This is a genomic window from Faecousia sp., assembly GCF_048519415.1.
GTDB lineage: Bacteria > Bacillota > Clostridia > Oscillospirales > Oscillospiraceae > JAZOXB01.
The window spans coordinates 1-23,087 of record NZ_DBFZUT010000009.1 but is presented as its reverse complement, the minus strand read 5'-3'; the positions used below and the strand labels follow the sequence as shown (position 1 = coordinate 23,087).

Here is a 23,087-nt window from a genome sequence, read left to right as displayed (position 1 = left end):
GGACCCGGCAGGGAGCGCTGTGGCGTTTCCCTGCCGGGTTTACCAACTAGGGGGATCATTTTATGGACAACTATGCGATCGAGCTGCTGCACATCACGAAGGTGTTTCCTGGCATCGTCGCGAATGACGACATCACTCTGCGCGTCCGCTATGGCGAGATCCACGCCCTTCTGGGCGAGAACGGCGCCGGTAAATCGACGCTGATGAGCGTCTTGTTCGGCCTTTATCAGCCGGAAGAGGGCGAGATCCTCGTGAACGGCAAAAAGGCAGAGATCAAAAATCCGCGCACGGCCAATGCGCTGGGTATCGGCATGGTTCATCAGCACTTCATGCTGGTGCAGAACTTCACCGTGCTCGAGAACATCGTCCTCGGCGTCGAGACCGCAAAGCACGGCGTCCTGCAGATGGAGGAAGCGCGCAAGAAGGTGCTTGCCCTGAGCGAGCGCTATGGCCTGAATATCGACTGCGATGCCAGAGTCTCTGACATCACCGTGGGTATGCAGCAGAGAGTAGAGATCCTGAAGATGCTCTACAAGGACAACAACATCCTGATCTTCGACGAGCCGACGGCTGTCCTGACGCCGCAGGAGATCGACGAACTGATGATCATCATGCAGAACCTCAAGCGCGAGGGCAAGGCGATCATCTTTATCACCCATAAGCTCAATGAGATCAAGGCAGTTTCGGACTACTGCACGGTCCTGCGCCGCGGCAAGTGCATCGGCACCTGCGACGTTTCGACCGCCAGCGTCGAGGATCTTTCCGAAATGATGGTCGGCCGTAAGATCGACTTCCATCTGGAGAAGGCTCCCGAGCATGCAGGCGATGCTGTCCTGACGCTTGAAAATGTAACGCTCAAGTCGGAGCGCAACCCGAACAAGAATATTCTGAATCAGGTCTCGTTCTCCGTCCACAAGGGCGAGATCCTCTGCGTGGCCGGTATCGAAGGCAACGGCCAGAGCGAGCTCGTCCGCGTGATCGTCGGCCTGCTGAAACAGAACAGCGGCAAGATCCTGCTCAACGGCGAGGATGTCAGCCATGCCCCCATCCGCTACCGCAATGTGCACGGTCTGGCCCATGTGCCGGAGGACCGCCACAAGTACGGCCTGATCCTGGACAATACGCTGGAAGAAAATCTGGCAATGCGCAAGTATTTCCGCAAGGAATTCCAGAACCACGGCTTCATCCGCTTCCATAAGCGCCGCGAGCTGGCGGAGGAGCTCATCGAAGAGTTCGATATCCGCAGCAGCGAGGGCGCGAAGAGCACGGCCCGCAGCATGTCCGGCGGCAACCAGCAGAAGGCGATCATCGCCCGCGAGATCGACTCGGATGAGAACGTCATTCTTGCCATGCAGCCGACACGCGGTCTGGATGTCGGCGCGATCGAGAACATCCATAAGAACCTGCTCCGCCAGCGCGACGCTGGCAAGGCTGTTCTCCTCGTTTCGTTCGACCTGGAAGAGGTCATGAACATCAGCGACCGCATCATCGTCTTCTACGAGGGTGAGATCGTTGCCGATGTCCGTCCGGAAGAGGTTACGGTCAATGAGCTGGGCCTCTACATGTCCGGCAGCAAGCGGAAAGGAGCGGTAAAATGAAAAATCAGACAAGTCCCCTTGCTCCGCGCCGCCAGAGAGACTACGCGGGCGTGCTTTCCTCCATTCTGGCCATTCTGGCCGGTCTGCTCGTCGGCCTCATTGTTTTGCTGGCGACGAATCCCTCGAATGCATTCCCGGCCTTCAGTGCGCTCATCACGGGCGGCTTCTACAGCGGCATGAAGACCTTCGGCAACGTGCTGTATTATGCCGTGCCGATCATCATGACCGGCCTTGGCGTCGGCTTCGGCTTCAAGGCAAGCATCTTCAACATCGGCGGTGCCGGCCAGTTCATCGTGGGCGCCTTCTGCGGCGTCTATACTGCCAGCGTCTGGAATCTCCCCGGAGCACTCGGATGGATCGTTCCGCTGCTGGCCAGCATGATCGGCGGCGCCATGTGGGCCCTGCTCCCCGGCCTGCTGCACGCCTATCGCCGCGTGAATATCGTCATTGCGACGATCATGATGAACTACATCGGCATGTATCTTGTGAACTATCTCATCAAGATCGCCCCGATCTATGACAATGTGAAGAACCAGACCCGCCCCGTGCCGGCGGCTCACCGCCTCCCGACGGCCGGCCTGGAGAAGATCTTCCCGGACAGCTCCGCGAATATCGGCATCTTCATCGTTATTGTTGTGGCCATCATCGTGTTCATCCTGCTGGAGAAGACGAATTTCGGCTTCGAGCTGAAGGCCTGCGGCAAGAACCGCGACGCCAGCATCGGCTTCGGCGTCGATGCCAAGCGTATGATCATGACCGCCATGCTCATCTCCGGTGCTCTCATCGGCCTCGGCGGTGCGCTGCTGTACCTTTCCTCCGCCGGTAAGTACATCAAGGTCGAGGACGTACAGGCGGCAGAGGGCATGAACGGCATTCCGGTCGCCCTGCTTGCCATGAACCACCCGATCGGCATCATATTCACCGGTATTTTCATCGCGTATATGCAGGTCTCAGGCTTCTACATGCAGACCTACGGCTTCACGACGGAGATCGTCGACATCATCGTTTCCGTGATCGTCTACTTCAGCGCATTCTCCTTCATCATCCGCGAAGGCATCCGCAGATGGCAGCTTCGCCAGAGGACGGATGTGCACCACACCGGGAAAGGAGCGGAGAAATAAATGAATCTGTTTATCTTTATCTGCCAGCAGACGCTGATCTTCCTCGTCCCGCTGCTTCTCGTCGGCCTCGGCGACCTGTTCTCCGAGCGCAGCGGCGTTCTGAACATCGCACTTGAGGGCATCATGGTCTTCGGCGCGTTCGCGGGCATCATGTTCATCCGCTCGGCAAGTGCCGCCATGCCCTCATGGCTCGTTCTGCTGATCGCGATCCTGATCTCGATCCTTGCCGGTATGCTCCTGAGCTCCCTGCACGCCTTTGCCTCCATCCACCTGAAGGCGGAGCAGACCATCAGCTCGACGGCCATCATCACGTTTGCTACGGCGTTCTGCATCTTCTATGCCCGCGTCATGCTCGGCACGGAGCAGGTCGTCTTCCGCAACACGTTCCGTATCGACGCCGTCCCGCTGCTCAGCAAGATCCCGGTCCTCGGTCCGATCCTGTTCCAGAAGGCCTATGTCACGACGTATCTCGGCATCCTTGTCCTGATCGTCACGGCCTTCATCCTCAAGCGCACCCGCTTCGGCCTGCGCCTGCGCAGCTGCGGCGAAAACCCGCAGGCAGCCGACAGCGTTGGCATCAGCGTCTATAAGATGCGCTATGCCGGCGTCCTGATCTCCGGCGCTCTGGCCGGTCTCGGCGGCCTCGTGTTCATCCTGCCGACGACCACGACCTATACCGCCAGCGTCAGCGGCTATGGCTTCCTCGCCATGTCCGTCGTCGTGTTCGGCCAGTGGAAGCCGTGGGGTATCGCGCTCGGCGCACTGTTCTTTGGCCTGACGAAGACCATTGCCGCGTCGTATTCCGTTATCCCGTTCCTGTATAACCTCGGCATCCCGGAGGCCTTCTTCAAGATGCTCCCCTATGTGGCGACGCTGATTGTTCTGGCGTTCTCCACGAAGCGCTCCAATGCGCCCGGCGTCATTGGCGTTCCCTATGATAAGAGCAAGAGATAATAATTGGAGGTAAATTACTATGGCTGTTTTTACAGATGAGGGCAAGACCTATCACGTTCGCGTGGGCAAGGGCGACATCGGCCGCTATGTCCTGCTCCCCGGCGATCCGTTCCGCACGGACCTGATCGCATCCTATTTTGATGATGCAAAGCTCGTCGCGCACAACCGCGAGCATAAGACCTGGACCGGCACGCTCAACGGCGTTCCCGTCTCCGTCGTCTCCACCGGCATGGGCTGCCCGTCCACGGCAATCTGCCTGGAAGAGCTGATCGCCTGCGGCGCGGACACCTTCATCCGCGTCGGCACGGCCGGACGCGTCTGTGACCGCGCGTTCGACCCGACGCTCGACGGCGTCATCAACACCGCTGCCGTCCGCGATGAGGGCACGACGAAGCACTACATCCCCATCGAGTACCCGGCCGTCGCCGACCGCCACGTTGTCGCGGCTCTGGCCGACTCCGCCAAGCAGCTCGGCTACAACTTCATCGAGGGCATCACCCAGTCCAAGGACTCCTTCTATGGCCAGCACGAGCCGGAGAACATGCCCGCCGAGCCGTGGCTGAAGGCCCGCTGGGAAGCATGGCGCCGCGGCAATGTCATCAGCTCCGAGATGGAGTCTGCTGCGATTTTTGTCATCTCCTCCATCCGTGGCTGCCGCGCCTCCTCCGTCATGGCCTATACCGAGATGCCGAAGAGCGTCGAGGTTGCCGTCGGTGCGCTGCGCATCCTCATCGAGCAGGATAAGGCTGCCGAAAAGTAATTCTGCAATGCAGCGATTCCCCGCGCCGGATCCGGCGCGGGGAGTTTTGCCTTTTCGAATAAAATACGATTGACATTCTGAATCCGGGACGATATAATCAAGGATGGTCCGGCTGGTGCCGGACCATAAAATTGAATCACACGACTCGCAGAGACCGCGTGGCCGCAACGGCGGAGGATCCGTCAGGCGCGTTGGTAAACAAGGGAATGGGGATAATACCCCGAGAAGGCAGCTGCCTTCTGGATGACCGTCGCTGTGAGCGCTGAGGCTGCTGTCCGTCGGCGAAAGCCGGTCATTGGGAAACTGAGAAGGCAGGGCGGCAGACGTGGCGGATGCTCCGCCGGAGGCGCAACTCAGAAGACCTACTGGGAGATTTCCATAGCCCGAATCGGTTGAGGGGATAGGTATGCTATCCCTTCAGCCGTTTTTTTGTTTTCCGAAGGGAAAACAAAGCGCCCCCTGCAGCTCAGCTGTGGCGGGGCTGAACCCTGCTTCTGCCGCTCCGGCGGCTGCCGATACACATTATCAGTAAAAGGAGAGATCGCTTATGCAAACGAAACCCGCAGCGTGCGGAAAGCGCCTGCTGGCGCTCGTGCTGGCCATTGTGATGGTCTGCTCGCTGCTGCCCGTCAGTGCGTTCGCAGCAGAGCCCGACTATGAGCTGCGCGTCCTCACGTTCGAGGATGCCGACTATAAGGGCGGAACGAACTTCGCAGGCGGAAACAACTGGACGAGTCTCATTGACAGCCCGCAGTACGGCGGCAAGATGCTCTACGGAGAGAGCGGCGCCGGTGTCGACTCCGTCGACGCTGCCTACAAGTGGACGGATAAGAACAATACCTGGCTCAGCAACACCCTGTCCGAGGGCTATGGCTCCTGGTGCTACTGGAGCGGCGGTCATGCCGTTTCCAACTATGTTTCCGGTGAGATCAGCAAGTACGGCGGCTTCGAGAGTCAGCTTACCGTTTATAAAAAGGACGTTTCCGGTCTGGAGCGGACCGGCGGCGGCCACAACGGCTCGAATAACTTTGCCGTGCATTACGGCTATGCAGATAATTCCGGCTATGGCCTGACCGAGGCCTCCCTGCCGACCCTAACCTTTGCCGACGGCACCGCCCGTGTCATTGACCATATGTATGTCAACAACACGGACTATGCGCTCAACTGCTACATCGACGGCAACGGTCTGACTGCCAAGATCGGCGACGACGATTGGGTCAAGCTGGTCGCAACGGGCTATAACGCGGCAGGGGAGAAGACCGGAACGGCCAGCATCTACCTCTGCAACGGTCCGAAGAACATCATGATGGACTGGACAAGGTGGGACCTGTCCGGCCTTGGTAAGGTCCTGAAGGTCACGTTCAATGTGACCGGCTCCAGCGATAACGGCTATGGCTTCTCGCAGCCCGCCTACTTCGCCTATGACGATGTGGCAGTCCGCTTTGAAAAGGCGGCTGCGGTCGTCCCGGCGACCGGCGTGACGCTCGACAAGACCACGCTGAATCTGATGACGGGCGAAACTGCCGTTCTGACGGCAGCGGCACAGCCGGAAAACACCACGGATACCTTGACCTGGACGACCGGGAATGAGGCGGTCGCTACGGTCGCGGACGGTGTTGTGACTGCGGTCGGCGCGGGCAGCACCGTCATCACGGCGGCATGCGGAAGCGTGAAGGCCGAGTGTGCCGTTACGGTCACGGCCAGTCCGCTCACGGTCAGCGTCGGCGGAAAGGCCTGCGCCCTTTCCCGCGTTGGCGGCGAGGGCGAGACGAAGTACCGTGCCGTGCTGCCCTACGGCAGTGATGTGACGATCCATGTGGCGGATGCGAGCTTCCTGCTCGTGACGGACAAGAAGAGCAATTATCTCAACGATGCGGGCGTGAATCCCTTCACCCTGAAGGCTGCGGAGCTGGAGACGACCCTGCTGACGGACAAGGACGAAAAGCCCTTCACCCCTGCGGAAAACAGCAAGGTCGCCTATCTGAGCATTATGGATGTCATGGCGGGCACGACGTATGAGCTGTATCTCGAGCTGACCCGCGAGGTCACCCCGGCGACCGGCGTGACGCTGGACCAGACGGAGCTGACGCTGACGGCGGGAAAGACCGCTTCCCTGAAGGCCACGGTCCAGCCGGAGAACACGACGGATACCATTGTCTGGAGCTCCTCGAAGGAAGAGGTCGCAACGGTGGAAAACGGGATCGTTACGGCGAAGGCGGCCGGCGAGACTGTCATCACTGCGACGTGCGGCACCGTGAAGGCAGAATGTGCCGTTACGGTCACGCCCCCGGTCATGGCCTCGGCTGTAACGCTGGATAAGACCGAGCTGAACCTGTATACCGGCGACACAGCGGCCCTGACCGCTGCAATCCAGCCGGAGGATACGACGGATCCGACCATTGCCTGGACGACGACGGATGCAGAGGTCGCTTCCGTGCAGAACGGCGTCGTGACTGCCGGAAAGACCGGTACGGCCACGATCACGGCCAGCTGCGGCGAGGCAAAGGCACAGTGTGCTGTGACGGTCAAGGCTCCTGCGGAGCCTGCGCAGAAGGACGGCGTGTATCAGATCGGCAATGCCGACGAGCTTGTCTGGTTTGTCAAGAAGGTCAACGGCGGTGAGAATGCGATCTCTGCCGTTCTGGCGAAGGATATCGATCTGACCGATGTGATCTGGACGCCGATCGGCAATGGCAGTGTAGCTTTTGCGGGAAGCCTTGACGGCGCGAACCACACCATTTCCAACCTGCATGTGGACTATGCCACGGCGGCCTCCGGCGAGAGACTGTATCTCGGCCTGTTTGGTCAGGTCGAGGGCACGCCCGAAAAACATGCGGTCATTCAGAACCTGACGGTCACGGGCAGCGTGAACGCGGCAAGCGAATTCTCCGTTTACACGGGATATGTCGCAGGCGTGGTCGGCTCTGCCCGTTATGCGGAGCTTTCCAAGGTCATTTCCCGCGTGGATGTGACGGCCGACGAGAGGGTCGGCAGCACCTCCTCCGTGGGCGGTCTGGCCGGTGTCATGATCGACACGACTGTGACGAACTGCGGCAATGAAGGCGATGTCACCGGCGTGAACAACCTCGGCGGCCTGTGCTATGAGCTCTATTCCGGCACGATGACCGGCTGCTATAACACTGGCAGGATCACGGCGACCGGTACCTATGTCGGCGGTCTGATGGGCTATGCCAAGCAGGCGACCATCACCAATGCCTACAGCACCGGCGATGTGACCACCGAAAAGACGCTCATGGGAGGTCTGATCGGCGTCATGGAGAAGTCCTCCCTGACAAATGCCTATGTGTCCGGCAAGGTCACGACAGCTGTGGCCAGTGGCGCGATCGGCGCAGCCGTGGGCAGTGCGGATCAGGTCTCCAATGTGTATTACCTCGGCAGCGCTTCCGCGATTGGCGACGAGAACGCCACGGCGAAGACCGCAGAGGAGCTGAAGGCGCTGGCACCGACGCTCGGCAGCAGCTTCAAGGAGAATACCGGCTGCGGCGGCTATCCGCTGCTGGTATGGCAGGAGGCCCGCGCACATCAGTATAAAGACGGCGTCTGCACCGTCTGCGGCGCGAAGGATCCTGCAGCGCCCTATCTGCTCGATGGTGTGACCGATGCCGCTGCGGAAGTTCAGACCGGCAAGAGCTATCAGCTCGACGATCTGATGGACGGCAAGATCTTCGGCGTGAAAAACGGCACGCTGACCTACAAGAACTACTTCTACACCATGTCCTCCGATGGCGGTGCGACGTGGAGCGGGGAGCAGCACTTTGAGGAAGCAATGTTCGGCGGCGTGAACAAGAGCCTGGTCCAGAGCAAGGCAGGCACATATATCTATAAGTTCCGCGCAAAGAACGACGCCGGCTACTCCGCCGATACCTGGACGCTGACGCTGACCTTCGTCGATGTCGTCGAAGCGAATATCAACTTCTACGTCGGCCGTGACCAGAACTACAGCACAAACGGCAATAAGTACCCGATCCTCAAGATGTACAAGACCGCGGGCATCGACGAAAATCAGTTTGACTATGTCGGCTGGTTTACCGATGCCGAGGGCAAGACCGTGTACGTCTACAACCCCGCCGATTACACCATCATCGACGGCGAAGAGAAGGACTATGTCGAGATCGACGGCACAAAGTACGAGCTGCACGACTACGAGGAGGTCCGGTTCACCAACAGCGCCTTTGACGCAGCCGACGAAACGGCGACGGCCAGCAACACGGTCGTGAACAATTACAACATGTTCTACGCCACCCTGAGCACCGGCTGCTACTCCACGCGCGGCTACGGCTGGAACACTGCGACCGAGGCCTATGACATCTATCTTGGCGGTCAGAGCCTGCCTCTGCCGATGGAGAAGGACATCTACGGCGGCGGCGGCAACGACATCCATCTCGGCGTTGTCAGCGTCTATGCTACGACCAGGAACGAGAAGAACGAGTACTTCGGCACGGACGACTACCATGTCGAGATGATCATGCCCGTTACCGGCAGCATGATCCACTCCGGTACACACTATACCTACACCCGCTACGGCAGCGACTACACTGCCTTCCCCTTCCTGTCGTGGGAGGCGCAGAACGCTTCGCTGTACAACATCTATGCTTATCCGACGAACACGGAAAAGTATATGTTCAATCAGCAGATCAACCAGACCACGGCGCCTTCCTACAACGTCGTAACGAAGAACATCACGATCGCCAACGCCGTGGAGCTGGATATCACTGCGCCCACGACGGCGGAGTTCACCCTGTTCTTCCAGTACAACAACTTCAACACCAGAGCGGTCGAGCCGTACAAGACTGCGAAGGACGACGCGACCGGCATGACCACCTATTCCTACCGCGTTTCTGAGCGCAACAACAACTACACATGGCGTCTGGTCGATGAGACCGGTACCTATGTGACCAAGGCCGGCTGGCTGTCCAGCCTCAACCAAAAGACGGAAAAGACGATCACCTTTGACTCCGGCGCGCCGACCGACAGGAAGTCTCACAGCTTCAAGGACCTCGGCACGACGGTATCCTCCCGCGACGAAGCCGACCTGCAGGTCTTCCTGAGCCACAGCGGCTTTATGAGCGTGAGCGACACCTACCGCATCCGCGCGTACCGTATGTGGGAGCTAATCAATAACGATGCAGGCAACATCATGGTCGAGCCGAGCTTCAACATTCAGGTGCTGCAGGGCAATCCGGCGGACGTTACGCAGGTCAGCGGCGGCAACGCCGTAGGCAACTGGCTCGACGTGACGCCCACCGGCACGGACATCGTGGCCGTCACCTACGACGCCATCGACCTGTACAACGACAAGGACGTTGCCGGAACCCACGGCGGTCTCTTCCCGGCAACCGCCCCCGAGCGCACCGGTGTGTTCGTTATCACGAACAAGGCAGCCGGCAAGGCTGACGCCGTCATCCGCTTTAACGGCGGCACGACCAGCCCCCGCGGTGCGGAGTGGGACTACAACTACGACACGTGGTACTACCTTGACACCGACGAAGCCCCCACGCTGGACTTTACTACCACCAAGGGCGCGACGGCCAGCTACGCCGTCGTCACCACCGACGCTGCCCTGAACAGCACCCTGTCCGGCTGGACGGAGCTTACGGCGGACGAGAACGGCATGTTCCACGCCTCCCTCCTGCCCTTCCGCACGGCAAAGACGCTCGGCGGCACCGTCATCCTGAAGCTGACCGATTCCACCGGCACGTCCTACCGTCTGGCGCGCGTGGCGCAGATGAGCGTCACCGTGAAGAATGCCTCGAATGACGGCGAGCCCATCATGCCCGGCGATAAGGTCACGCTCTCCTTCGACGGCCTGTATCGCGGCATGGATAAGGTTTCCGGTATCTTCAACCCCACGTTGCTATATCTGAACTACAGCGCGGAGGAAGAGGAGTCCAAGGGCCAGCTGACTCAGTACTGGCAGATGGACAGAGCCTCCGTCACCGTGGAGATGCCCACAGACATCACCTTCCCCGAAGGCTCAGACAAAACGACCGTTATGGTCACCGACGGTTATATCTCCGGCGGCATGTACTCCGCCGCCAGCCCGTTTGATACGCTGTACAATATGACCGACACCGGCGTCGGCACGAACTTCTCCGCGGTCACCACCAGCTTTGTTGCCAGCCGTCTGGCAGATGTTTCCGTCGAGGTCAACACGAAGGTCACCTACAACGTCAAGCTCGTCCCCGTGGACGAAAACGGCAACGCGATCGACGGCCTCACCCCCACGTTCACCGACCGTGACAACAAGGCAGTGACCGCCGAGGCCGACGGCACCTTTAAGCTCGGCTATGGCCCGTATTCCTACGCCGTCGAGCAGCTCGGCTATGTCCGCACCACCGGCTCCTTCAAGCTCGGCTCTGCTGACGCAGCAAAGGTCGAAAACGGCGTCCTGACCATCAAGTTCACCGTCCGCAAGGCGGCCGAGAACGCTTGGGACGGCAAGACCACCACGGAACCTGCCACCGACGAAAACGGCGTTTACCTCATCGGCACCGGCGCAGAGCTGGCATGGTTCGCCCAGAAGGTCAACGGCGGCAGCGCCAAGCTCTCCGGCATCCTGACGGCCGATATCGACCTCGCCGGTTACGAGTGGACGCCCATCGGCACCGCTTCTAAGAAGTTTGCCGGTACCTTCAACGGCCGGAATCACACCATTGATCATCTTTCCATCAACTACAGCAGCAAGACCCCGATATCGCTCTATCGCGGCCTGTTCGGCTGGGTCTCCGGCGCCAACGCCACCAACCGCGCGAAGATTGAGAACCTGACGGTCAACGGCACCGTTGTCGCCGGTTCCAGCAAGCCTGTTAACGATGCTTACGTCGGCGGTATCGTTGGCCGTGCGGACTATGCCGACCTGACGAATCTCCATTCGAATGTCGATGTTTCCATCAAGCGCACGGCCGGTAACTACTGGCAGAGCGTCGGCGGCGTTGTCGGCGGTGCTTACTACAGCCTGAATGTTACCAACTGTTCCAACAGTGGCAATGTCACCGGCTGGCGCTACTGCGCAGGTATCGTTGGCAACATTTCCAGCGGCAACCAGCCCAGTACCATCATCGGCTGCGTCAACACCGGCAGCATCACCGCACCCAGCACCTGCGCAGCGGGCATTGTTTCCAATCTGCCGAACGGCTGTAAGGTCACGGCCTGCTACAACACCGGTACGATCAAGGCCGGCGGCAATTATCCCGCCGGTATCGTCGGCTACTGCGCGAACTCCGAGGTCCGCAGCTGCTTCAACCTCGGCACGGTCACCTGCAACACAACCTTTACCTATGGCTCTGTCATTGGCACGGTGAGCAGCGCAGATGCCGTCATCAAAAACCTCTACTACCTCGAGGGCACCTGCGAGAAGGGCGGCATCGGCGCCGTGAAAAATGCCGAGACCCAGACTGCCGCTGTCAGGACCGCAGAGGAAATTGCGAACGCGGAGTTCGTTTCCACGATGAACGCCGATCTGGCAGAGGCTGCCTTCACGAGCGGCTGCACCGCGACGAAGCATCCGATCCTCCTGTGGCAGGCCGACGCGGAGCATACCTTCGCGAACACTGCCTCTGATGTCATCAAGTCGGAAGCTACCTGCACCGAAGCCGCGGTCTACTATGTCAAGTGTGACAACTGCGATGCGGTCAGCAATACGCTGACGGTCAAGGTCGGCGAGCCGCTCGGCCACGATCTGACCGTGACGGTCGTGGAGCCGACCTGCGAGAAGGACGGCTACACCGAGTCTGCCTGCGCGCGCTGCGGCCTCAGCTACCGCACGAACTATGTGGCAGCAAAGGGCCACAGCTATGTGGACGTCGTGACGGCTCCGACCTGTGAGTCCGCCGGTTACACGACGCATACCTGCTCCGTCTGCGGCGACAGCTATATCGACGCGATGCTCCCGGCCACGGGCCACAGCTATGAGGACGTTGTGACGGCCCCAACCTGCGAAAAGGGCGGCTACACGACGCACACCTGCTCCGTCTGCGGCAGCAGCTATGTCGATACCATGACCGAGGCACTTGGCCATGATTATCAGGCCGTTGTGACAGCTCCGACCTGCGACGCCATGGGCTATACGACGCATACCTGCACGCGCTGCGGCAACAGCTACGTCGACAGCTATACGCAGGCAGCGGATCACAGCTACACGAGCGAGGTGACGAAGCAGCCGACCTGCACGGAGGAGGGCGTTCGTACCTTCACCTGCACGAACTGCGGCAAGAGCTATACCGAGTCCATCCCGATGATCGCCCACAGCTATGAGGCGGTCAGGACGAATCCGGACTGCACGCATATGGGCTACACGACCTATACCTGCTCTGTTTGCGGCGACAGCTACAAGGCTGATTTCGTGGATGCTACGGGCCATGACTGCGAGGCGACGGTAGTCGACCCGACCTGCGAGGGCTACGGCTACACGGAGAATCACTGCAAGCACTGCGACTACACCTACATCAGCGAGATCCGTCAGCCGCTTGGCCATGACGACAAGCTGACCGGCGCGAAGGAAGCCACCTGCACGGAGCCGGGCTACACGGGCGACATGGTCTGCACGCGCTGCGGCGAGGTGCACAGCAAGGGCGAGGAAATCCCTGCTCTGGGCCACGACTACGGCGACTGGACGACGGTGAAGGAAGCCGATTGCTTCCACACTGGTCTGGAAGAGCGCAAGTGCGGCCGCTGCGGCGAGACTGAGCAGCGTGAGACTACGGCAGAGACCTGCCCGAGCGAAGCCTACACGGATCTCGACCGGAATGGTTGGTATCACGAGTACGTTGACTGGGCGCTGAAGAACGGCGTGATGAACGGCGTCGGCGGCGGCCTGTTCGAGCCGAACGGCGAGACGACCCGCGCAATGCTGGTCATGGTGCTTTACCGTATGGCGGGTACGCCGGACATGGCGGGCCGCGAGAGCAGCTTCACGGATGTGTCTGCCGACAGCTGGTATGGCGCGGCGGTGATCTGGGCCTCGAAGAACGGCATCGTTAACGGTGTCGGCGGCGGACTGTTTGATCCGGATGCTTCCCTCACGCGCGAGCAGATGGCTATGATGCTCTATCGCTTTGCGGGCTATCTCGGCAGCAATACCGAGAAGCGCGCCGACCTGAGCGCCTACGGCGATGCCGACGCGGTCAGCGCATTTGCGCAGGATGCCATGGCATGGGCCGTTGCAGAGGGCCTTGTCAATGGCCGCAGCGCAGCGGAGCTTGCGCCAAAGGCCGGTGCAACGCGCGCGGAGCTGGCGACGATCCTGTTCCGCTTTGCGGCGCTGCAGAACGCCTGAAGCAAATTACGCATAAGCAGCGAACGAGTGCCCCGGGGAGACCCGGGGCACTTTGTATGCGGCACATAGAAAAATCGGAAAAAGGCCTTGACAAAGGGGCCGACAGTCCCTATAATAGAAAGTAACCGAACGGTTACATAAACAGCCAGACGCAAAGACGCAGTGCTGATCGCAGGTCCGATCATGCGCTGCGTCTGCTTTTTGAGAGAAAGACTTTATGAACGCAATTCTTTATCCCACGAACACCGCAGCACTGCGCGTTATGCGCGGCAGCGCCGTGGGTATCCATGGGCGTCCTGCTGGCGGCCGTCGCCACCGAAACGTCAAGAGCGCAATGAATGAGAGAAAGGGGAAATCTACCATGAAGCTGTATTTTGGAAACGCCGTCACGACGGCAACGACACTGATGATCCTTGCTCTGCTGGGCTACATCGGCTTTTCCGTCTGGAACCGCGGCAATATCGCCTGCTGGGGCAGGAGAACGCTGCTCCTGCTGGTGTTCGGTCTGGTCGTCTGCTGCTTTGCGGCGGCGCGGGACGGGCTGGACAAGACCATCCAGCACACCATCGACGGCAGCTGCGCGCCGGGCGTGTTTCCGCTCGTCAGCGTTCCGACCGTCGTCGGCTGTGCCGGTGCGCTGCTGATCGTCGTCGCCGCGATCGCCACACCGATCGCCAGAACGCAGAAAATGCGGGAGCTCTGGTTCTATGTGATGTCCGGCGGCGCGGTCCTGAAGATCGCCACCATGGAGATCGCGCGGCTCGTGCTCTGAGACCGCGCGGAGAATTCTTGGACTGTCAAAAAAAGTCCGTAAAGACTTTTTGACGAGCTGCATTCTGGCAGGAGACCTCCCGCCGTATGATCGGAAAGGAGAAGAAGCATGGAAAAGAAGAACGCATTTACGATCACGCGAGCCCGGCCGGAGGATGCCGCGGCGCTGCTGGACTACCTGAAGATCGTGGGCGGCGAGACGGACAACCTCAGCTTCGGCGCAGATGGCGTGCCGCTTGCGCCGGAGGAGGAGCAGGCCTATCTGCGCACACAGGTCGATTCGCCGGACCATGTGCAGTATCTTGCCAGGGTGGACGGCGAGCTCATCGGCACGGCCAGCCTGAACCGCAAGCCCGGCCGGATGCGCCACCGCGGCGTGTTCGGCATCAGTCTGAAGCGGGCGTGGTGGGGCTGCGGTGCGGCTTCGGCCCTGACGGAGGCCGTCCTTGCCTTTGCGCGGGAAAACGGCTTTGCCCAGCTCGATATCGAGGTGCGCAGTGACAATGTCCGCGCCATCCGGCTGTATGAAAAATTCGGCTTCCGGAAGCTGTGCACCTTCCCGGCCTTCTTCCGCATCGGCGGGCAGGACATTGATTTTGATGTGATGCTCCTGCAGCTGCCTCAAATCTGACTGCAGCGGCGTGTCCCCCCCTGCAGCGGGCTCGGGATGAGTCAGAGGGGGAGCTTTTCCTTTCACAGGTTTCCTACGCTTGCTCGTTACGGCTTAAATCGCAATTTGCAATTACAAATTTGGAAGTATATTGCAACATAAATCAATGTCAAAAGGAACATAATGTGTGTATATACAAAGCTTACAATCCGTATTAAAGAACGGATAATCCTCCCTTTTCCACGACGGGTCTTCTTCCAACAGGGTGATATGCGGTTTCTCTCCGCGGCACAGGCCCCAATCAAATACACACCACATTTTGGTCGAACCAACGTTATCCATTGGAACAAATTTCAGGTCCTTTACAATAGCGGCATCCGGTATTTGATCACCCCACCAACCGTACAAGCCAATACACATGGTTTCACTATATCGTTCCGTCGGGGCAAGCCGCACGGCTGGTCGCCGCCAGATATCGACTACACGGACGAGAACATACTTCTGGTAGTACACTGAATTTTTCATCTCCGGACTTAATATCTGATAAGCCAGCAGGCTACCTTCGCGCCACGGACACTTGCGCGCATACGGCTTACTGATCTTTTTGGCCTCCGGCAGGGGCGAAAGCAGCATTTCCTGCGTTTCCCGGAAAAACTGCAGCATGTCCGACAGCCGCTCATTCGGCCCTGCGGTCAAGCGCTGCTCGACCGTCTCCTGATATAGCGAAAGGCAGTAGAGCGCCTCCTCCTTCGTCCGGGGCGTCAGTCGGCCGGTCTCCCATTCGCAGATGCCGAGGGAGAGCCAAAACGTGGGCGTGAACAGCAGGTCTCCTTCTTTCGGGCAGTAGGCCCGCAGCAGCAGGTCCTCCGTTTCCTCAACGCTCTTCCCGATGGAGATCAGGCTGCGATAGTCTGCCCGGATGTCGCAATAGTCGTCACCTTGTTTGAATTGCTTGCGGAAATTTGACATGGTCGTTCCCTCCGTCAGGTCAGATACCGCGTGATTTGGTCATAAACATGATCCAGAGCGTCGCTTTCGCAGGGAAATCCGACCGGATCGTATTCCTTCCCGCGCTCCTGATAAAACGCCTCCCAGCAAAGCGGGCACTTTCGTATATAGTAGCCTTCTTCCACGCCAGAGGAAAAATGCACGAGTTTGGGGTCAATGCCGAGCGCGTGCAGCTTGCAAAACAGCTCTTCTTTTGTCATATATAATCACTCTTTCGTTAGCGGCAGCGCGCCGCACCTTGGCAGCTCCTTGAGCTTGCAGTAAGACACGCTGCTGCGGGAAAAAGGAACCTGCTAAAGATGAAAGTTTCACCTTTAGCAGGTGGACCTTCAACTCGCCCCCCGCAGCTGCACTGCCGTGCGGAAAGCCTCCAGCAATTCTTCGTAGCTGATATCAAATGAGGGATCATCGATACAGGTAAGATGGTACCCATCCGGCAACTCCTTTCCGGATACCCAAAACAGCTGCACATATAGCGGCCCATCAACAGGAGAACCCCAGAAATACATATCCGACTCTATTGTTTGTGCCACGCTGCCAACGCTGTCTGCGTAACGTTCGGTCGATATCAGCTGAATGGCGATGCCGTCTTCGAATTGCAAGCCCTTCAGCTGCGCCAGCCGGGTAAATTCAGAACTCTCACCGCTATTTGTAACGCTGTAGCCGAAATGCAGCATATCATAGCTCACGTCAAAGAATTTGTAATACTTCCCGAAAGTGGTTTTCACAGCGACAGCCTGAATATACCGATTTCCCCCCTCTGTTTTGATTTCCATCGTTCGTATCTGATGCCCGTCCAACGTAACCTCAGACACATTCTGGTCGAGGAATGTGTAATGCGGCCAGTTTTCTGTATGGAGCTGATAATAGAGATCCGCAGGAGAAGCAAACCGATAATTTGTTGCCTGCCGGAAATCTTTGAGTGAAGGATAGTATTGCCAAAGGAAAAACAAAGCGGCTCCGGCTGCAATCACCGCAATAACAATCAAGATCTTCTGTAATACTTTTCGCATGGATGTTGCCCTCCTCAGTTTGCACCTGCAGGCAGCGTGCTGAATCATGCCGGAATGAGCCGGACGCTTTCACATTCTCCGTACCGCTGCACGGTTTCATCGATCAGGCTCGTTACAACGCTTACAGATACCACCTCTTTTCGGGCCGGTCAATGGCCCCTCTACTCCTATATTTCACCAGAAACGCAAAACGGACATCTTTTTCTCAAAATGTCGAAAAAACGCCGGAAGTCTGCATCTCTGCAAACAGAATAAACGATTCTGCGCCGGATGTCAATCCGGAGTTTGTGGCGCGGGTTTTGCCTGCCGCATTGCAGTTTTGCCGCTGCGGCGGGTTATGGAACGCAAAAGGACACCCTGACGGTTTCCCTTCACACGATCCTTCCCTCCGTAATTTCCGGCTGGGCAGGTTTTTCGACAGTCTGATTCCTGTCCATAGGCACAGCGAACATCGGCTCCTGTCGCCGAAATCCAGTATCCCCGTTTTCAAATCGTAAAAAAAGAAGGCAGCACAAATTCTGCACTGCCTTCTTCCTTATGAAGTCTCTCCTGAGCTCGCCGCTTTTTTGCGGTTCGGATAGCTCCGGCTCAATCCAGGCCGAACAGGTGCAGCAGCTTCTGCCAGAAGGTGAGCGGCGCCTCCTCTGCGGCGGCGCTTTCGGCGGCTTCGGCCTTCTCGATCGCTGCGGTCTTGATGACAAACTGCACGGAGCCCACATGGGTATTCTTATCGGAAACAAACGACACGATCTCGGCATCGCCGCCGGTGATGGAGGCGGTCATGGAATCGATCTCGTCGCCGTCCTGCGTGATCGCATCCGTCGTGTTCAGAATTTTGACGGCGGAATAGTCGCCGTAGTCGGTAATATCGCCGCCTGCAAAGATATTGACGGCCTCCAGATCCGTGACTTTGCCGGATGCGTCGGTCATAATGTAGATGACCTCCTCCTTTTCGAAGGGAGCGGCCGCCGCAAAGGCGGGGGCGGCCAGAGAACCCAGAAGCAGCACGGAAAGGACGGCTGCCGTGATTCTTGTAAGATGCTTCATTGAGAAAGGACCTCCTTGGATTTTTTCGACTTTTTCGGCCGGATGATCAGCCGGTCAAACAGGAACAGCAGCCCCGGCAGAACGAACAGCACAATATTGCGACGACTTCCAACATCTATACGTATACGCACTTGAATTTCAGCTCGAAAGTGGCATCCGCCAATGCGATCATGGGTGTGTACCCCTCGCTGTAATGGTCGAACATCCCTCCAATGTCCCTCCAAAAAAACAGCCGAAAACTGACCCGAAATGGCCGGTTTTCGGCTGTGAGAGGAATCGATACATAAGGCTGACAACGCAATAGAAAAAGCCCGCAAATCCAGTCATATCAAGGGTTTGCGAGCCTTTAAGGGGTGGTGCCGGTGGCGGGGGTCGAACCCGCACGGGTTATTAGCCCAACGGATTTTGAGTCCGCCTCGTCTGCCAATTCCAACACACCGGCCGATATAGTCTGACCGCGCAGGGATCAGTATCCCTTCATCTGCGCGGAAAGATGCTTGGAGAGAACGGCGAGCGAGGTCGCCATGTTTTCGTTCTGGACGAGGATCTGCGGCGGGACATCGAGGTGCGTCGGCGCGAAGTTCCAGATGGCCTTGATGCCGTTGCGGATCAGCAGGTCGCACACACCCTGCGCGGCGGCGGCCGGGACTGTCAGGATGCCGATGAGGATCTTCCGGCGGCTGCACAGATCCTCCAGCGCGGAGAGCGGAAGGACGGGCTTGCCGCTGGCGTCCGTCCCGGCGACGGAGGCGTCGGAGTCAAAGGCTGCGACGATATTCAGGCCGTATTCCGAAAAGCCGCTGTAGCCCAGAAGCGCGCGGCCGAGCTTACCCGCGCCGATGAGCACGGCGTCGTTCGTATTATCATACCCGAGGAACTGCTCGATATCCTCGACCAGACCAAGGCGCTGATAGCCGATCTTGGGGCGGCCGCCGTCCGAGACCAGCGCGAGGTCCTTGCGGACCTGCACCTCGCCCATGTTCAGTGCGGCTGCCAGCGTTGTGGCGGAGATGTTTTCCGGCGCGTCTTCCGGCAGCGATTTCAGGTAGGACAGATAGACCGGCAGGCGTTTTAACACGGAATTGGAAATTTTCTGCGCCACATTCTCAACCTCGTTTCTCTCATGTACCGGAATATTATAACAGATTTTGCCCAGTATTGCAAATCCTTTTTCATCTTCCCGGGAAAACATTTCAAAATGAGGATTGCAATTCCGGGCTGCATCTGCTATAATATCTATTACCATGCAGGGTTCGTACATCGGTAGTACAGCGGCTTCCCAAGCCGCTGAGGCGGGTTCGACTCCCGTACCCTGCTCCAGTTCGGAGCAAGTCAGCCGGCTTGCTCCTTTTTGTTTTTGGGGGCTTGCACAAGCGCCTGAATTCTGGTATGCTGGGGGCAGGAGGTGGGAGCATGAGACTGGCGCTGGCCTCGCAGCCGGTAAGAAACGGCGACGTGGCATGGAACGTGCGGTGCATGGAGGATGTGCTCCGCGCCTGCAGCGGGAGAGCAGATACGGTCGTATTCGGCGAATCGGTCCTGCAGGGCTTTGACTGCCTGCGCTGGGACTATGCGCGCGACTGCACCGTGGCGGCCGCATGGACGGACGAGCCGGTGCGGCATCTGCAGGCCGCGGCGCGGGAAAACGGCGCGGCGGTGTCGTTCGGCATGATCGAGCGCGCGGCAGATGGGCTTTACAGCAGTCAGGTCTTCCTCGGCGCGGACGGGCGGCTCATCGACGTGTTCCGCCGCGTGAGCGTCGGCTGGAAGGACGTGCGCCGTACGGACGGGCATTACCGCGAGGGCGATGGCTTCCACCTGTTTTCCTACGGCGGCATACGCTTCGCCACGGCGCTGTGCGGCGACCTCTGGACGCCTGGCAGGCCGGAGGAGTTGGCAGCGCTTGGCGCGGATGCCGTGCTCTGGCCGGTCTGGTGCGATTACCCGGCGGCGGAGTGGAACGAACAGGTCAAGCTCGAATATGCCGCGCAGGCCTCGCGCTGCGGCTGCCCGGTGCTGTATGTGAATCCGTTCTGCGTCGATCCGGCTGCACCGGACGCGGCAGCGGGCGGCGCGGCCTGTTTCTCAGGCGGCAGGATCGTCTGCGAAGCCCCGGCAGGGGAGAGCGGCATTTTGTTTGTGGAACTGTAAAACGGGAGGGAAGACCATGCAGGACATTCAGATCGGGCGGGTATACCGCCATTTTAAGGGAGACTACTACCTTGTGGAGGGCGTCGCGCAGCATTCGGAGACCGGCGAGCCCTATGTCATCTATCGCAAGCTCTACGGCGACGGCGGCCTGTGGATCCGGCCGCTTGCCATGTTTCTCAGCCCGGTAGACCGGGAAAAGTACCCCGACGCGCAGCAGAATGAGCGCTTTGCGCTGCAGGAGATCCAAAGCGTAAACCACAAATAATAAAGATTGGGGAGTGTGTCATGGACAAGACGGAACGGACGATCGCAAAAGTGACAAATGCCGGACGAATTCTCAGCAGGATCGCATGGATTTTTGACCTCATCGCCTGCGGATGCAGTGCCTTCCTCATTCTGGCGGCGCTGCTCTGGTGGAATACCCGCCCGGACCTGTTTACCGGATATGCCAGCCAGACAGGTGCGCTGTTGATATGCGCCGGTGATCTGATCGGCTGCGCTGGCTCTGCGGTGCTGGCGTACTTCGCCCGGCAGCATTTTGCGCATGCGCTGGAGGCGCAGACGCCGTTTACCCTGCGCGGGGCGGCGGAGCAGAAACGGCTCGGCATCCTGATCCTGTGCATTTCGCCTGCCACGATGGTGCTGCGGGTCGCGTTGTCCGCGGCGTTCTCCGCGGAGTTTATGCCGGAGCGGCTGGCCGGGATGATCGTAGCGGACGGGGGCATGCTTGCGTTGGGCGTGATGTTTCTCGTGCTGTCGCTCGTGTGCCGCTACGGTGCAGAGCGGGAGGCAATGAAGCAGGAATAAGACAGTCAAAACCTCCGGCTTGGCCGGAGGTTTTGACTTGGGCAACCAATGCAGCGCCGCGGAGCGAAAGCCCCGCGGCGCGTATTTTTGGGTTCATTCCTGCGCCGGTTCAAACCGGAGCACATCCGCGCCGATGTCCAGCACATCCTCGCCGGAGAAGGCACAGAGCTGTAAAGAGCCGAAGGATGGCTCGATCGACCAGATGGCCGTGAGCTCATTGCCATCCGGCTGCGTCAGAGAGCAGGCGCAGAGGAGGCCACCGTCTCCCATGCCGAGCACGGTAAGCGCGCCGGTCGAGGTAACGTGGCTGCCCTGCCGCGCTTCCTCCAGCGTGCAGGCCCCGTCCTCGCCGAAGCGGAGGCGAAATGCGTCACCCTCCCGGTTCGCCTCCCAAGTGCCGGAGAGGATGGCGGAAAAACCGCTCTCCACGCTCTGCACCAGCGGCAGAAGGTCGTGCTTCCCGCCCTCGGCGTCCACGGCATAGGCCGTGCCGTTTCCCGCCTCCAGCGATGTGATGCCGGAAAGACCGTAGAGCGGACCCATACTGCAGAATGTCTCAAAGCGGGAACAGGCCGTCATATTCACAGCCTCGACGAAGCCGCCTGCCGTGAGGGCAAACACATAGGCGTCCGGCCCGATGTTGGCAGCCAGCAGGGCGGTGTAGTCGGCATAGCAGCCGGAAACGGGATAGTTTTTCCCGGAGCTTTCGAAGGAGACCTGCAGACCGGTCCCGTCGAGCGTAATGGCAGCCCAGACATCTCTGGAATTGGACTGGATGGGCGCTCCGGTCCCGGCCTCTGCGGAGCCGAACGAGACCGTCAGGGGCGTCATATACCATCCTGCCCCGGCGATGGAGCCGATGGAAGGAAAGATGCGCAGCGAGCCGTCCTCATTCGGCAGAAAGGGGACGGGATCGCTGTTCCCGGCGGCCGCGACCGTCATGGCGCGCAGCTGCAGCAGATAGGCCGGGCCGCCGCCGATCGCAGGATCGAACCCGGCATACTGGTGGTCGAATGCCTGCGCGGCCGCGCGGCGGACGGCTGTGGTATAGTCGTCCATGGAGATGCCGAGGCGCCGCAGCATATGCGCGGAATCAAGCTCGATGCTGTTGGCACAGTCGAAGTGGTAGATGTAGTAGTGCGAGGTCCCCTCGGCGTATTCGACGATGACGGCCAGCGAAACGATGCTGTCCGTCCAGACCCGCTCCCAGCGAACGCTGCACAGCTCGGCGGGTGTGCTCTGCTCGATAGCCGTCTCCATGCTGCTGATGATGCCGGACAGGTCCCGATGGATCTTCGAATTCAGCTCCTCTGCCGCGGGCGAGTCCAGCAGCAGGCGGGGCACATGCAGAGAATAGCTCCAGTCGGAGCCCCAGGCATCGGTGAATGTGCCTTCGTTTGTGTAGGCCTCGCCGAGCACGCTGTCGTCAAACGTCGGCGCTTCCGTCGGCGCGGTCGTTGCAGGCGGGGCGGACGGCTCGGAGGGAACGGCCGTCTCACCGCTCGGGGAGACCGGCAGTAGGGGCGAACAGCCCATCAGAAATGCCGCAAGGATGGCGGCAAACAGAAAAATGCGGAACGTGCGTTTCATGTCGGGACCTCCTTGTCGTTATATGGGGATATCTCTGCACCCAGTATATCAGTGAAAAGAACGGAAATCAAGCGTTATGCTGAAATTCAGTAAAACCGTATCATTGTCATACTTTATGACGGAAGTACTGCTGCGGACCTGCGCCGAATTTTGCGCTTTGCGAAAAAAATCGCTCCTGACCGCACGGATCAGGAGCGACGATAAATGCTGTTTTGACGATCTTATACTAGAATCTGATAAAAAGCTTTAAAAGCTTTTTATAGCGCCGAGGGCGCGTCAGATTCTGCATGAGACGGCGCAGCGTGCGTCAGCACGATGCGAGTGTGCGTAGCACACGGGATTCCTGATGAAATGTTTTAATC

Annotated in this window: 16 protein-coding genes and 2 tRNA genes; 11 read left to right on the top strand and 7 right to left on the bottom strand. The window is 59.2% G+C overall.

All coding sequences use genetic code 11. From position 1 onward, the window contains the following. Positions 1-62: 62 nt before the first annotated feature. From ACMKFF_RS00955 to ACMKFF_RS00925, 7 genes are all read left to right on the top strand, one after another. On the top strand, positions 63-1,598 hold the full coding sequence (locus ACMKFF_RS00955) for an ABC transporter ATP-binding protein (RefSeq protein WP_419495763.1): 1,536 nt from the start codon (positions 63-65) through the stop codon (positions 1,596-1,598). Next, a complete protein-coding gene (locus tag ACMKFF_RS00950) occupies positions 1,595-2,719 on the top strand; it encodes an ABC transporter permease (protein WP_419495762.1) in 1,125 nt (374 codons plus the stop codon). The genes ACMKFF_RS00955 and ACMKFF_RS00950 overlap by 4 nt, the downstream gene beginning before the upstream one ends. Next, a complete protein-coding gene (locus ACMKFF_RS00945) occupies positions 2,720-3,673 on the top strand; it encodes an ABC transporter permease (protein ID WP_419495761.1) in 954 nt (317 codons plus the stop codon). It abuts the gene before it with no gap. Positions 3,674-3,692: 19 nt separating this feature from the next. Further along, entirely contained in the window at positions 3,693-4,433 is a 741-nt protein-coding gene (locus ACMKFF_RS00940) for a nucleoside phosphorylase (protein WP_367927468.1), read from the top strand. 547 nt (positions 4,434-4,980) lie between these two features. Next, on the top strand, positions 4,981-13,728 hold the full coding sequence (locus ACMKFF_RS00935; protein WP_419495760.1) for a DUF4465 domain-containing protein: 8,748 nt from the start codon (positions 4,981-4,983) through the stop codon (positions 13,726-13,728). A gap of 361 nt (positions 13,729-14,089) precedes the next feature. Next, on the top strand, positions 14,090-14,500 hold the full coding sequence (locus tag ACMKFF_RS00930) for a hypothetical protein (protein ID WP_367927465.1): 411 nt from the start codon (positions 14,090-14,092) through the stop codon (positions 14,498-14,500). A gap of 108 nt (positions 14,501-14,608) precedes the next feature. Continuing rightward, a complete protein-coding gene (locus ACMKFF_RS00925) occupies positions 14,609-15,130 on the top strand; it encodes an N-acetyltransferase family protein (protein WP_419495759.1) in 522 nt (173 codons plus the stop codon). A gap of 111 nt (positions 15,131-15,241) precedes the next feature. On the opposite strand, the gene ACMKFF_RS00920 is transcribed toward ACMKFF_RS00925, so the two are convergent. The 6 genes from ACMKFF_RS00920 to ACMKFF_RS00895 form a co-directional block, all read right to left on the bottom strand. Continuing rightward, positions 15,242-16,078 (bottom strand): hypothetical protein, encoded by an 837-nt coding sequence (locus ACMKFF_RS00920; RefSeq protein WP_419495758.1) that lies wholly within the window; start codon positions 16,076-16,078, stop codon positions 15,242-15,244. Between the two features lie 14 nt (positions 16,079-16,092). Next, on the bottom strand, positions 16,093-16,317 hold the full coding sequence (locus ACMKFF_RS00915) for a hypothetical protein (RefSeq protein WP_419495757.1): 225 nt from the start codon (positions 16,315-16,317) through the stop codon (positions 16,093-16,095). 129 nt (positions 16,318-16,446) lie between these two features. Continuing rightward, positions 16,447-17,130, bottom strand: coding sequence for a hypothetical protein (locus ACMKFF_RS00910; RefSeq protein ID WP_419495756.1), 684 nt, complete (start codon positions 17,128-17,130; stop codon positions 16,447-16,449). A 588-nt stretch (positions 17,131-17,718) separates the two neighbouring features. After that, positions 17,719-18,177: a hypothetical protein gene (locus ACMKFF_RS00905; RefSeq protein ID WP_419495755.1), complete on the bottom strand. Its 459-nt coding sequence runs from the start codon at positions 18,175-18,177 to the stop codon at positions 17,719-17,721. Between the two features lie 354 nt (positions 18,178-18,531). Further along, positions 18,532-18,619, bottom strand: a tRNA-Leu gene (locus ACMKFF_RS00900). A 24-nt stretch (positions 18,620-18,643) separates the two neighbouring features. Next, positions 18,644-19,279 (bottom strand): redox-sensing transcriptional repressor Rex, encoded by a 636-nt coding sequence (locus tag ACMKFF_RS00895; protein WP_349135038.1) that lies wholly within the window; start codon positions 19,277-19,279, stop codon positions 18,644-18,646. Positions 19,280-19,423: 144 nt separating this feature from the next. Between ACMKFF_RS00895 and ACMKFF_RS00890 the strand changes: the two genes are divergently transcribed. The 4 genes from ACMKFF_RS00890 (at position 19,424) to ACMKFF_RS00875 (ending at position 21,135) form a co-directional block, all read left to right on the top strand. After that, positions 19,424-19,497, top strand: a tRNA-Gly gene (locus tag ACMKFF_RS00890). 93 nt (positions 19,498-19,590) lie between these two features. Continuing rightward, positions 19,591-20,328, top strand: coding sequence for a carbon-nitrogen hydrolase family protein (locus tag ACMKFF_RS00885; RefSeq protein WP_418487182.1), 738 nt, complete (start codon positions 19,591-19,593; stop codon positions 20,326-20,328). A 16-nt stretch (positions 20,329-20,344) separates the two neighbouring features. Further along, complete coding sequence (locus ACMKFF_RS00880; RefSeq protein WP_418464272.1) at positions 20,345-20,593, top strand: DUF1653 domain-containing protein; 249 nt, start codon at positions 20,345-20,347, stop codon at positions 20,591-20,593. Positions 20,594-20,613: 20 nt separating this feature from the next. Then, complete coding sequence (locus tag ACMKFF_RS00875) at positions 20,614-21,135, top strand: hypothetical protein (RefSeq protein ID WP_349135035.1); 522 nt, start codon at positions 20,614-20,616, stop codon at positions 21,133-21,135. A 93-nt stretch (positions 21,136-21,228) separates the two neighbouring features. On the opposite strand, the gene ACMKFF_RS00870 is transcribed toward ACMKFF_RS00875, so the two are convergent. Then, positions 21,229-22,725, bottom strand: coding sequence for a hypothetical protein (locus ACMKFF_RS00870; protein ID WP_419495754.1), 1,497 nt, complete (start codon positions 22,723-22,725; stop codon positions 21,229-21,231). Positions 22,726-23,087: the final 362 nt, after the last annotated feature.